Genomic DNA, 12,393 nt, shown 5'->3' on the forward strand with positions numbered 1-12,393 from the left:
GACGTCTCGCCTCTCCCTCTCGCGGCGCACTGCATGGAAAAGTCGGTCGTCTTCAACGGCAAGCTCTTGCCCTATGTGCTGCTGGCGCCGCAGCTCGCGATCACGCTGATCTTCTTCTATTGGCCGGCCAGCCAGGCGATCTGGCAGTCCTTCCTGCGCGAGGACGCATTCGGCCTCAATTCCGAATTTGTCGGGCTCGAAAACTATCAGGCCCTGTTCGCTCAGCCGGAATATTACACCGCTATCGGCACCACCGTCGTGTTCTCGTCGCTGGTGACGGTGCTCTCGCTCGGCGTCGCGCTGCTGTTCGCCACGCAGGCCGACAAGAACCTCAAGGGCGCCTCGGCCTATAAGACGCTGATGATCTGGCCCTATGCGGTGGCGCCGGCGATTGCCGGCGTGTTGTGGTTCTTCATCTTCCATCCGACCCTGGGCACGTTGGCGCGCCCGCTGCGCGTCATGGGCTTCGACTGGAATCCGATGCTCAACGGCACCCATGCCATGGTGCTGGTGGTCATGGCCGCGGTCTGGAAGCAGGTCGCCTACAATTTCCTGTTCTTCCTCGCCGGCCTGCAGGCGATCCCGAAAAGCGTGATCGAGGCCGGCGCGATCGACGGCGCCGGTCCGCTGCGGCGGTTCTGGACCATCATCTTCCCGCTGCTGTCGCCGACCACCTTCTTTCTGCTCGTCGTCAACATCGTCTATGTGTTCTTCGAGACCTTCGGCATCATCGATGCCGTGACGTCGGGCGGTCCCGCCGGCACCACCACGACGATGGTCTACAAGGTGTTTGCCGATGGCAGGCTCGGCGGCGATCTCGGCGGCTCGGCTGCGCAATCGGTCGTCCTGATGGTGATCGTGATCGCGTTGACGGCGATCCAGTTCCGCTACGTCGAGCGCAAGGTGCAATACTGATGGTCGAGCATCGCCCGCTCCGAGATCTCGTCGCGTATCTGGTGCTCTCGCTCGGCGTCGTGATCTTCGCGTTTCCCGTCTACGTCGCCTTCGTCGCCTCGACCTATGACGCAGCGACCGTAGTCAGTGGCAATCTGCCGCTGGTGCCGGGCGGACGCATGCTGGAAAACTACTACCGCGCCGTGTTCGTCGGCGGCTCCCGCTTCATGAACCAGCCGGTCGGCGTGCTGCTCGTCAATTCCTTCATCACCGCCATCGGCATCGCGGTCGGCAAGATCATCATCTCGATCCTGTCGGCCTTTGCGATCGTCTATTTCCGGTTTCCATTCCGCAAGACGGCGTTCTGGATCATCTTCATCACCCTGATGCTGCCCGTCGAGGTCCGCATCTACCCGACCTACAAGGTCGTCGCCGATCTGCGCATGCTCGACACCTATGCCGGGCTGATCCTGCCCCTGATCGCTTCCGCGACCGGCACGCTGCTGTTCCGCCAGTTCTTCATGACGGTCCCGGATGAGCTGCTCGAGGCCTCCCGGATCGACGGCGCCGGCCCGCTGCGGTTCTTCTGGGACACGCTGCTGCCGCTGTCGATGACCACCGTGGCGGCTCTGTTCGTCATTCAGTTCATCTATGGCTGGAATCAGTATCTCTGGCCGCTGCTCATCACCACCAAGGATTCGATGCAGACCATCGTGATCGGCATCAAGAAGATGCTGACCACCACCGACGAGCTTGCCGAATGGCAGCTCGCAATGGCCACCGCCGTGCTGGCGATGCTGCCGCCGGTCGCTGTCGTGATCTTCATGCAGCGCCTGTTTGTCAAAGGCCTGGTGGAGACGGAAAAGTGAGCGGGGCGAATAGCGAATGGCGATTAGCAGATAGGGGCGTCCGCGCATGAAGATCCATTCGCCTTCCCCTATTCGCCACTCCCTCTTCGCTCTTCGCCAGCAATCGCTCGCTCGTCACGCATCACCGGTACCCGCCCATGGCTAACGTCACGCTCCGCAACGTCCGCAAGGTCTATCCCGGCGGGTTCGAGGCCATCAAAGGCATCGATATCGAGGTCGGCGACGGGCAGTTCTGCGTGCTGGTCGGTCCGTCGGGCTGCGGCAAATCCACGCTGCTGCGGATGGTCGCGGGGCTCGAGACGATCACCTCGGGAGAGATCGATATCGGCGGCCGCATCGTCAACGCGATCGAGCCGGCCGATCGCGACATCGCGATGGTGTTCCAGAACTACGCGCTGTATCCGCATATGAGCGTCTACAACAACATGGCCTATGGCCTGCGCAACCGCCGCGTGCCCGAAGCCGAGATCAAGACGCGCGTCGAGGACGCCGCGCGCATCCTCGAGCTCGGCACCATGCTTGAGCGCAAGCCGCGCCAGCTGTCCGGCGGCCAGCGCCAGCGGGTGGCGATGGGCCGCGCGATCGTGCGCAAGCCGAAGGTGTTCCTGTTCGACGAGCCACTCTCCAATCTCGACGCCAAGCTGCGCATCGCGATGCGGGTCGAAATCCGCAAGCTGCAGCGCCGTCTCAACACCACGGCGATCTACGTCACGCATGACCAGCTCGAGGCCATGACACTGGCCGACATCCTGGTGGTGATGAATGGCGGCAAGGTCGAGCAGATCGGCAATCCGCTGGAAATCTATCAGCGGCCGGCGACCACGTTCGTGGCGTCCTTCATCGGCGCACCGCCGATGAACCTGATGCCGATCGAGGGCGTGCGCGCGCAGCTGCACGGCGCCGACGCGGTTCCGGCCGAGGCCGGCCAGCTCGGCATTCGGCCGGAGGATTTCGAGCTTGCCGATACGGTTCCGGCCGGCGGGATCGGCCTCGACCTCAGGGTCGACGCGATCGAGCATGTCGGGGCGGAGACCTATGTTTACGGCGCCCGGCAGGGTTCCGACAGCCAGGACAGCCTCATTGCGGCCGCCAACGACGTCATCGTGCGGCTACCGGGCACCGCGGCGCCGGACATCGGCGCCCGGATCCGGGCCGTCGCGCCGCGCGGCAAGCTGCATCTGTTCTCGGTTGACGGCCGGCAACGGCTGCCGATTTAACCCCTTCCACAGACAGGCCGTTTGCGACTTTGGAGGTGCTTGAACGCGCCTGGCATCATGACCATATTGCTGCTCAAGGGGTGCCGTCAGGGCCCTGAAACGTCAAAGTCGCTTCGAGAGGACTTTGTAAACCATGTCTCGTGTTCCTTCGCTCTCCAGTCCGTTCCTGCTGGGCTTCGACGAGATCGAGCGCGTGCTCGACCGCGTGGTCAAAGGTGCCGACGGCTATCCGCCCTACAACATAGAGCGGTTCGAGCGCACCAATGGCCAGCCCGAGCGTCTTCGGATCACGCTGGCGGTGGCGGGTTTCACCCGTGACCAACTCGATGTCACCATTGAGGAAAACCAGCTCGTCATCCGTGGCCGCCAGCAGGACGACAAGTCCCGGCAATACATTCATCGCGGCATCGCCGCGCGCCACTTCCAGCGCACCTTCGTGCTGGCGGAGGGAATGCATGTGCTCGGGGCGGATCTGAAGAACGGGCTGTTGTCGGTCGATCTGGCCAGGCCAGAACCTGAGCGGATCGTTAAGACAATCGCTATCAATGAACACGAATAATGGTGTGATGGAACGAGTAGCGGACTCGACCGCTTGAGTCTCAGAAGGAGTCGAGACCATGAACGAAGTGAATGTTGCGTCTGATTCCCGCGTCTCCCCGGAGGCGCTGGCCACCTTGGGTGAAGGTCACATCGCCTATGTGAAGCAGATCCGCTCCGAAGACGTGCCGGGCCTGTTTCCGCAAGCGCCGCGTATTGCGCCGGGACTGAAGCTGTTCGCCTTGCATGCCGCCGATGGCACGCCGATCATGCTCACCGACAGCCGCGAAGCCGCGATCGCCAATGCGTGGAGCCATGAGCTTCAGGCCGTGAGCGTGCACTAAGCGGGGCGCAGTCCTCGCCGCCGGCGACGGCATCTTGTGAGACCCATGCGGCTGATGCACTGATATGAGGGCGGTCCCCTGACCAGGGGACGGCCCTTTTTTATCGTCAGGACGGTCGCCACGCATGAGCTCGTCGATCACCGCGTTGAGCGCGACGGAGTTGCGGGTCGACGACAAGCTCGCGGCCGCCCTGCTCGCTCTGAACAATGCCCACGCGTCTGAACTGTCGTGGCTCGCGCCCGAAGCGCTGCTGCATCTGGTCGAGCAGGCGTGGCGCGCCTGGCGGATCGGCGCGGCGGATGCGCTGCTGATCGCGCTGGACCAGGACGCTGTCTATGACAGTCCGAACTATCGATGGTTTCGCGCCGGCTATGATCGCTTCGTCTATGTCGATCGCATCGTGGTCGCGCCGTCCGCCCGCGGCCGCGGTCTGGCGCGCCGGCTCTATGACGAGCTGATTCGGACGGCGACGGAAGCCGGGCACGACCGCGTCGTGTGTGAGGTCAACCTCGACCCGCCCAATCCGCAATCGGACGCGTTCCACGCCGCACTTGGCTTTCAGCCGTTGGCGACAGCGCGCATCCATGGCGGCACGAAGACGGTGCGCTACATGGCGAGATCATTGCGATAGCCAGCGACAGACGAAGCCGCTGCGGAAAGGATTTTCGAGAAATTCATTTCCGTCGATGTCCGGAGCGGTTGATTTCACAACCAGAAACAATCCGGACAAATATGTCCAATCCTTAAGTTGTCCCCGTTGCAGCACGCGGTAGTCCGATGTGTGACGAGCATGTGTAGGGATGGCAAATGCATGGATCACGGCTTGATGCAGGCGTCTTTCGCGAGCTTGCACGCGGGACCATACCCAACCGGCACGTATTTCTGGACAGTCCTCAGCCGGGGCCGAGCCCTTACTACGTCATCTGCAACAGCGTGCCGAAAGCGGGGACCTACCTGCTGGTTGAACTTGTCCGAGCGCTGGGCGGTCATGTCGACCTCGGCTATCACACCTACACGTCATCGATCAGCAAGCTCAATCCCGACGGTTCTTTGGACTACGGGCGCGCGCTTCCGGCCCCGCTCTGGGCGTCGGCCCTGCGCTCCGGTTACTTCTGCGCCTCGCACACCGAGTACTGTCCGTATCTCGAGCAATATCTTCTGGGCAGACCGGAACACAAGATGCTGTTCATCGTCCGCGACCCCCGCGACATCGTCGTGAGCTGGGTCGACTTCGTCTACCACTCGGCGTCGTACCCGAAGATGCGGAAGTGGAACGCCTATCTGCGGGCGGCCGGATCGGTCGCTCACCCCGATGACGCCTCCCGCATCACATCGACCCTTCTCTCTTTGCCCCGATCGGGCATCAAGAACTTCATGAGCTGGCTGGACTCGCCGGCCTGCCTGACCGTGCGCTTCGAAGAGCTCTATTCAGAACTCGCGGCCGACGATGCAGCACGGTCATCGTTTCCTGTCCTGCATCGCATCTGCGACTATCTTGGACTGCCACGCAGGACAGCCGCGGAGCTCGATGTGCTTGGCCGCGGTCTGACGTCGTCAGGACGCGGCCGGAAGATCGGCATCTACAAGGAGCGGATGCTGCCGCAGCATTTCGACCTGCTCCGAAGCGAGGCATTCCAGGAGCTTGTCGTCGAATTCGGCTACGAGCCGACGCCGCTGCCCATACCCGCGCGGACGAACGGGTTTGGCGCCGCGCGGAGGCTCGCCAGCAGGCTTTCCCGATCGTTACAGGGCGGGGTGATACGACGTCAGGCTGCGGAGGCCGGCGGCAGTGCCAGCACCGAATACAGCGCCTGAGCATCCCGTGAGGCGCGGAGCTTCTTGGCGACGTCCTGGTCGCGGAGCAGTCGGGCGATGCGGGCCAGCGCCTTCAGATGATCGGCCCCCGCGCCTTCCGGCGCGAGCAGCAGGAACACGAGGTCGACCGGCTGGCCGTCCATGGCTTCGAAATCGATCGGCCGTTCCAGCCGGGCAAACAGCCCGAACAGCTTGTCCAGCTTCGGCAGCTTGCCGTGGGGGATTGCCACGCCGTAGCCGACGGCCGTGGTGCCGAGCTTCTCGCGCTGCAGCAGGACTTCGAACACGGCACGCTCGTTCTGCCCGGTCAATGCGGCGGCCCGAGCCGCCAGCTCCTGCAGCGCCTGCTTCTTACTGATGACCTTCAAAGCCGGCAGGATCGCCTCGGGTGCGACCAGATCGGTAATCGGCATAGGGCGTTCCGAGGTGATTGAACCGTCAGTGTGCGAAATAGGTCGGGACAGACCGGCGTCAAGAAGCTGAGGCGGCAGGCGGGGTTAACCCCGTGTCCGATGCGAGGCGCTTCTACCCCAACGCAACGGCGGTGCCAACTCCCGCAAGCATGTTCCGGCAGCCTATCCTTAAGATCGCCGGAGCATGGCGGCCTGAAGGCGCGAACGCCCCAAACCGCTCATCGCACCTCTTCATCACCGTGGCGTGACGTCGCGACCTCTTCGGCAAACGTTTGATCAACAACCGATTTTGCGGTTGCAGCGCCGCCCGGCCTGTCCCGTCAAATTACGGCTTCACGGCCGGCGGATCGACCCAGCCGATATTGCCGTCGGCGCGGCGGTAGATGATGTTGACCCGGCCGCTGGAGCCATGCTGGAACACCATGCAGGGTGCGCCGGACAGATCCAGCTCCAGAACCGCTTCGGACACCGACAGCCGCTTCAACGCGGTGGTGTTCTCGGCGATGATGACCGGATTGTAGCCCGTGATCTCCTCGTCGCCCTCCGCCGGCGCCTCGATCACATAGCTCGGCGCATCCAGCACGGCGCCGTCGAGACCGGCCAGCGCGGCATTGGCCGCATGCGATTTGCGCGCCGACCGGTCCTTGAGCCGGCTCTTATAGCGGCGGAGCCGCTTCTCGATCATCAAGAGCGCCTGATCAGCGCTGGCATAGGCGTCCGGCGCGTTCGATTCGGCCTCGAGGGTGATCCCCGAATCAAGGTGCAGCGCGCAATCGGTCTTGAAGCCGAAGCCGTCCTTGGAGAGCGTGACGTGGCCGGAATAGTTGCCATCGAAATACTTGCGGAGCACCTCGTCGGTGCGCTCGCTCACGCGGCCGCGCAGCGCTTCGCTGACGCTGATGCTCTTTCCGGAAATCCGCAGGGTCATGTGTCGCCTCGATTCATGTGAACCGAATATGACACTAAGCCTATTTGGTTAAGGCGCAATCTTGCGCAGTGGTCAAACTGACGCGGTATCCCGGGTGCGGTCGGCGCCGGCTGGTCCCGACAGCGCGTGCGCCAGCATGCTCTGCTTGTCGCGGCGGCGTTGCACCGAGGATGGGATCCGCATCGCCTCCCGGTATTTTGCGACCGTGCGGCGCGCAATATCGATGCCGGCCGCGCGCAGCTTCTCGACGATCGTATCGTCGGAAAGGATTGCGGAGGGATCTTCCGCATCGATCAGTTGCTTGATGTGGTGGCGCACCGCTTCCGCCGAATGCGCCTCGCCGCCATCGGCCGATGCGATTGAGGCGGTGAAGAAATATTTCAGCTCGAAAGTGCCGCGATTGGTCGCCATGTATTTATTGGCGGTGACGCGTGACACCGTCGATTCGTGCATCTGGATCGCATCCGCAACGGCCTTGAGGTTCAAGGGCCGCAGATGCGCGACACCATGGGTGAAGAAGCCGTCCTGCTGGCGCACGATCTCGGTCGCCACTTTCAGGATGGTGCGTGCGCGCTGGTCGAGCGCGCGCACCAGCCAGGTTGCGTTCTGCAGGCAATCGGTGAAGTAGGACTTGTCGCCGTCCTTGCGGATCGTCTTCGACAGCTCGGAGTAATAGACCTGATTCACCAGGACGCGCGGCAGCGTGTCGCTGTTGAGCTCGACCAGCCAGCCGCCGTCCGGACCGGGACGCACATAGACATCGGGCACCATGGTCTGGGTGCGGGTCGTGCCGAACTTCAGGCCCGGCTTGGGATCGAGCCTGCGGATCTCGCCGATCATATCGACGAGATCCTCGTCATCGACGCCGCACAATTTGCGCAGGCTGGCAAAGTCGCGCTTGGCGAGGATATCAAGATGCTCGACGAGAGCCTGCATCGCCGGGTCATAGCGGTCGAGCTCGCGCAGCTGGATCGCCAGGCACTCGCTCAAATTGCGCGCGCAGATGCCGGGCGGATCGAACGTCTGCAGCACGCCCAGCACGGCATCGACATCGGCCTGTTCGGCGCCGAGCCGATCGGCAGCCTGGCCGAGATCGGCCGGCAGATAGCCGGCCTCGTCGACGAGATCGATGAGATATTGACCGATCATGCGATCGGCGGGCGCGGTGAAGGCCACCGCGGCCTGTTCGGCGAGATGATCCGACAAAGTGGTCTCGGCCGCGACAAAGGCTTCGAGATTGTAGTCCTCGTCGCCGGAGGCGCCGCCGCCCCATTCGGTGTAGGTGGTGGGCGCAGCGTCCTGGGCGTTGCGCGCGGCCGTCTCCGCCGGCTCCTCGGAGAAGACGTTGTCGAGCCCGGTGTCGAGGGTTTGTTCGATCTCCGTACGGGTGCCGAGATCGCGGCTCATCCAGTCTTCCGGGGCGCCGTCGAAGCTCTCACCGGCGGCGCCGCCGCCATCGCCGAAATCCTCACCACCGGCCTCGCCGGCATCCGAGAACTCGGAGCGCTCGGACATCTGCTGCTCACCGGCGACCGGCGCTTCCGGACCGTCATTGGCACGCTCCAGCAGCGGATTGCGCTCAAGCTCCTCTTCAACGAACGTGGAGAGGTCGAGATTGGACAGCTGTAGCAGCTTGATCGCCTGCATCAGCTGCGGCGTCATCACCAGCGACTGCGACTGGCGGAATTCTAATCTCTGCGTCAACGCCATGGGAGCAAGAACATTCCCTTACTGGTCCAATTCTTGCTTATCCTAATCTGCGCGCGATGTACACGTCTTGACGAATAAGAAAAACGGAGTATGCGCGGCCAGAAGATGAGATTACCGGTCGCCGGGGAGCCTTCAGGAAACAGCGTTAATCACAGCGTTTCCCGCGCCTGTCACACCCGCGACAATACCGACGAACATCGCGTCCGTAATCCTACAGCCGGAATTCCTCGCCGAGATAGAGCCTGCGCACGTCGGGATCGGCGACGATCTCCTCGGGGCTGCCCTCGGTGAGAATCTGTCCAGCATAGACGATATAGGCGCGGTCGGTGAGGCCGAGCGTCTCGCGGACATTATGGTCGGTGATCAGGACGCCGATGCCGCGATTGGTGAGATGGCGCACCAGCTGCTGAATATCGCCGACCGCAATCGGATCGATGCCGGCGAACGGCTCGTCGAGCAGCATGTAGTTCGGACGCGTCGCCAGCGCGCGCGCGATCTCGACGCGGCGACGCTCGCCGCCGGACAGCGCGATCGACGGCGATTTGCGCAGCCGCGTGATGGTGAACTCCTCGAGCAGCGCATCGAGCTCGCGCTCGCGCTTCTTGCGTGACGGCTCGACCACTTCGAGCACGGCACGGATGTTCTGCTCGACGGTGAGGCCGCGGAAGATCGAGGCCTCCTGTGGCAGATAGCCGATGCCGAGCCGCGCGCGCTGATACATCGGCAGCCGCGTGACGTCATGGCCGTCGAGCTCGATGGCGCCGCGATCGGCCTTGATCAGGCCGGTGATCATGTAGAACACTGTGGTCTTGCCGGCGCCGTTCGGCCCGAGCAGGCCGACCGCCTCGCCGCGCCGGACGTAGATCGACACGCCGCGCACGACCTGACGGCTGCCGAAGCTCTTCTCGATCGAATGCACGGCAAGGAATCCGGGACGGCGCAACAGCTGCGGGCCGCCGCTGCCATTGCTGCGCGGCTTGGCCGGCATCGGCTGCGAGGCCGGTCGCTTGCGCTGGATCTGCTCGGTGTTCTGCGGCGAGCGCGGATTGATCCGCGGCGTCGCTTCGTCGCGCACGGAATCGGCCAGCGCCGCGAGCGGATCATCGCCGTAGGAATTGCCAAAGGGATCGTTCATCGCGGTGATGTCGTCGCGCCGACGCGCCGAGCCCTGCGGGCTGCGCTTGGCGGGACGCCGACGAAACATGCCGATTAGATCCACCATCCCTGCTTCGCTTACGCCCTTCGACGCGCCGCTCATCATCGACCGCAGCACTGGTCCGGCCGCACCAGCCTGTCAGGACGAGCAAAGCCCAGCGTTAGATAGAGGCAGCCGCAGCTAGGTTCAACTGCAGCCGGCAATCTTTCGGTAACTATTTGAGGTCACTTCGTTTTGGTGCTGCCCAGCGACAGTGGCGCGCCGCCGCTGGGGGCAGCGCCGCCGGATGATCCGCAACCGCCCGAACCCGAGGAGGCCTGCGGCAGCAGCGCCTGGACCCGGCCGCTGTCGGATTCCACCCGCGACACGCCGGTCGTCATATCGACCATCAGCCGATCACCGCGCAGCACGTTCTTACACTGGGTCAGCACAACGTTGCCTTGCATCGTGATCTGGTTGGTCTTGGTGTCGAACACCGCGGTCTCGCCGGTGACGACCTGCTCCTTCTGGGTCACGGTCACGCCGCCGCGCGCCTCCAGCCGCCGAATCGACGAGCTCCCGTCCGGCCCCGGCGCCGCCGCCTGCATGGTCTTGGCCGGCTTCGCACCGCCCTGGGCGCCGCCATCATAGAACACGACCAGCGATTTGGAGGTCATAGTGGTGTCGCCCTGCACGACCTTCACATTGCCGGAGAACGTCGCCTCTTTCTTCTTGTCGCGCATTTCCAGCGAGGCCGCCTCGATCTGGATCGGCTGATCACGGTTTTGCGAGAATCCCTGCAGGGCGTTCGGCACCCCGGTGGCCGCCGTCTGCGCCTGCACCGCCCCGGCGCACGCGACCATCGCCAGCGCAACGAGGCCGGCACCGCGGATCGCGGCGGAAATGAAACGACACGTCGTCATGCGGTCACTTTGCGTTACGGGCCGGACGGCCAGGATCGCTGCTCGCGGTCGCGGCCGGAGCGGCGTTGATGTTGTCGAGGTTCATCACGACATTGCCTTCGAAACGCACCACCTCGCCATTGTCGGTGATGCGCAGCCGGTCAGCCGACAAGGTGCCGTTGGTGAGCTTGACGTCGACGCGTTCGTCCGAGCTCACCGTGCCCTTGGCCATGTCGACGAACGCGCGGCTCAAACGCGCCTCGTAGCCGCTCGATGTCGTCAGCAGGATGTCCTTTTTCAGATCGAGCTGCTGCTGTTTGGTATCGAACACGCCGGTCTTTGCGTTCAGCGTCACGGTCGACTGATCCTCCATCAGCACCTTGGCGCGGAGGATGTTGAGCTCGACATGATCGGGATCGGTGAGGTCCTGCACGGCACTCTTGGCGACGAGATCATAGGGCCGCTGGTCCGGCGTGAAGCCGGTGAGATGCGGCGTCTCCATCGTGATCTTGCGGCCGGAGATGACGAGATTGCCGGTGAGGTTCTTGGTGTTGATCTCCATGTGGAACGGATTGAACAGCGCAACGCCGATGACGACCGCCATCGCCAGACCCACGGCCGCCGGCACCGCCACGCGCAACACCCGCACGAAGCGGCTGTGGCGCGCCGCCACCGCGAAGCGCGCCTGAAGGCTGGGATCGTAAGCGGGGTTGTGGACCGAGTTCACCGGGACTCCGAAACACACGGGACGCGCGCGAAACAGCGATCATCCTACCATGGGCACCGGGTGCATTGCAGCCCGGAACTGGCGCGAAATCGCGACGCAGCAGAGGCTCGGGATCATTAAGAGAGATTAATGGTCATGAACGGCTCGGGACCCGGGTGGCCGTCACGAATGCGCGAAGATGTCCTCGGCCTCGAATCCGCCCAGATCGAGCGTTGCCCGATGCGGCAGGAACGCGAAACAGGCCTGCGCCAGCCCCAGCCGGCCCTCGCGGGCCAACATGACATCCAGCTTCTCGCGCAAAGCGTGCAGATGCAGCACGTCCGACGCGGCATAAGCGAGCTGCGGTTCGCTCAGATTGTCGGCGCCCCAATCGCTCGACTGCTGCTGCTTGGAGAGATCGACATTGAGCAGCTCGCGCACGAGATCCTTCAGGCCGTGACGGTCGGTATAGGTGCGCGCCAGCCGCGAGGCGATCTTGGTGCAGTAGACCGGCTGCGGCATGACGCCGAACGTATGGAACAGCGTCGCGACGTCGAACCGCGCGAAGTGGAAGATTTTTGTGATGGCGGGATTGGCGAGCAGCGCCTTGAGGTTCGGCGCGTCGGTGTGCCCCTTCGGGATCTGCACCACATCGGCCGAACCGTCGCCGGGCGACAACTGCACCACGCAGAGCCGGTCGCGGTGCGGATTGAGCCCCATGGTTTCGGTGTCGATCGCAACCGACGAGGTGTAGCGGGACAGATCAGGCAGGTCGCCGCGGTGCAGGCGTACGGTCATGGGTGTCAAAACCTCGGTCGGGTCGGTATCGGACGGGTCGGACAGGCCCGACGCCGCAAGACGCGCTCGGGAACCGGCGTAGCCCGGCGCTGGTAACCATCCGGCAAACGCGCAAAGCGAATGCG

The 12,393-nt window shown here is 63.8% G+C and carries 14 protein-coding genes; 7 read left to right on the forward strand and 7 right to left on the reverse strand.

Translation table 11 applies throughout. The annotated features are described in order from the left end of the window. Nucleotides 1-33 precede the first annotated feature (33 nt). From ugpA to HL671_RS26965, 7 genes are all read left to right on the forward strand, one after another. Nucleotides 34-915 carry a sn-glycerol-3-phosphate ABC transporter permease UgpA gene (gene ugpA / locus HL671_RS26935; protein ID WP_011942635.1) on the forward strand — a complete coding sequence of 294 codons (882 nt, stop codon included), beginning with the start codon at nt 34-36 and terminating at the stop codon, nt 913-915. After that, on the forward strand, nt 915-1,763 hold the full coding sequence (gene ugpE, locus HL671_RS26940; protein WP_011942636.1) for a sn-glycerol-3-phosphate ABC transporter permease UgpE: 849 nt from the start codon (nt 915-917) through the stop codon (nt 1,761-1,763). The genes ugpA and ugpE overlap by 1 nt, the downstream gene beginning before the upstream one ends. A gap of 137 nt (nt 1,764-1,900) precedes the next feature. After that, entirely contained in the window at nt 1,901-2,980 is a 1,080-nt protein-coding gene (locus HL671_RS26945; protein ID WP_011942637.1) for a sn-glycerol-3-phosphate import ATP-binding protein UgpC, read from the forward strand. A gap of 133 nt (nt 2,981-3,113) precedes the next feature. After that, complete coding sequence (locus HL671_RS26950; protein WP_011942638.1) at nt 3,114-3,539, forward strand: Hsp20 family protein; 426 nt, start codon at nt 3,114-3,116, stop codon at nt 3,537-3,539. A 58-nt stretch (nt 3,540-3,597) separates the two neighbouring features. Continuing rightward, nucleotides 3,598-3,861, forward strand: coding sequence for a BQ00720 family protein (locus tag HL671_RS26955; protein ID WP_011942639.1), 264 nt, complete (start codon nt 3,598-3,600; stop codon nt 3,859-3,861). Between the two features lie 124 nt (nt 3,862-3,985). Beyond that, the gene (locus tag HL671_RS26960; protein WP_172240351.1) at nt 3,986-4,492 is read left to right on the forward strand and encodes a GNAT family N-acetyltransferase; all 507 of its coding nucleotides are present in this window, start codon (nt 3,986-3,988) and stop codon (nt 4,490-4,492) included. A gap of 176 nt (nt 4,493-4,668) precedes the next feature. Further along, nucleotides 4,669-5,676, forward strand: coding sequence for a sulfotransferase domain-containing protein (locus tag HL671_RS26965; RefSeq protein ID WP_172240354.1), 1,008 nt, complete (start codon nt 4,669-4,671; stop codon nt 5,674-5,676). Here HL671_RS26965 and ptsN read toward each other — a convergent pair. The 7 genes from ptsN to HL671_RS27000 all read right to left on the reverse strand — a co-directional run bounded on the left by ptsN (nt 5,628) and on the right by HL671_RS27000 (nt 12,268). Beyond that, entirely contained in the window at nt 5,628-6,089 is a 462-nt protein-coding gene (gene ptsN, locus HL671_RS26970) for a PTS IIA-like nitrogen regulatory protein PtsN (protein WP_011942642.1), read from the reverse strand. The genes HL671_RS26965 and ptsN overlap by 49 nt on opposite strands. Nucleotides 6,090-6,414: 325 nt before the next feature. After that, complete coding sequence (gene hpf, locus HL671_RS26975; protein WP_008962741.1) at nt 6,415-7,017, reverse strand: ribosome hibernation-promoting factor, HPF/YfiA family; 603 nt, start codon at nt 7,015-7,017, stop codon at nt 6,415-6,417. 72 nt (nt 7,018-7,089) lie between these two features. Beyond that, nucleotides 7,090-8,727: an RNA polymerase factor sigma-54 gene (gene rpoN / locus HL671_RS26980; protein WP_011942643.1), complete on the reverse strand. Its 1,638-nt coding sequence runs from the start codon at nt 8,725-8,727 to the stop codon at nt 7,090-7,092. Between the two features lie 211 nt (nt 8,728-8,938). Further along, nucleotides 8,939-9,949, reverse strand: a complete 1,011-nt coding sequence (gene lptB / locus HL671_RS26985; protein WP_011942644.1) for an LPS export ABC transporter ATP-binding protein — start codon at nt 9,947-9,949, stop codon at nt 8,939-8,941. 158 nt (nt 9,950-10,107) lie between these two features. Further along, a complete protein-coding gene (locus tag HL671_RS26990) occupies nt 10,108-10,785 on the reverse strand; it encodes an LptA/OstA family protein (RefSeq protein ID WP_172240357.1) in 678 nt (225 codons plus the stop codon). A 4-nt stretch (nt 10,786-10,789) separates the two neighbouring features. Beyond that, complete coding sequence (gene lptC / locus HL671_RS26995) at nt 10,790-11,491, reverse strand: LPS export ABC transporter periplasmic protein LptC (RefSeq protein ID WP_172240361.1); 702 nt, start codon at nt 11,489-11,491, stop codon at nt 10,790-10,792. 162 nt (nt 11,492-11,653) lie between these two features. Beyond that, the gene (locus HL671_RS27000; protein ID WP_011942647.1) at nt 11,654-12,268 is read right to left on the reverse strand and encodes a ribonuclease D; all 615 of its coding nucleotides are present in this window, start codon (nt 12,266-12,268) and stop codon (nt 11,654-11,656) included. Nucleotides 12,269-12,393 lie beyond the last annotated feature (125 nt).

This window comes from Bradyrhizobium denitrificans (genome assembly GCF_013179005.1).
Taxonomy (GTDB): Bacteria; Pseudomonadota; Alphaproteobacteria; order Rhizobiales; family Xanthobacteraceae; genus Bradyrhizobium; species Bradyrhizobium denitrificans.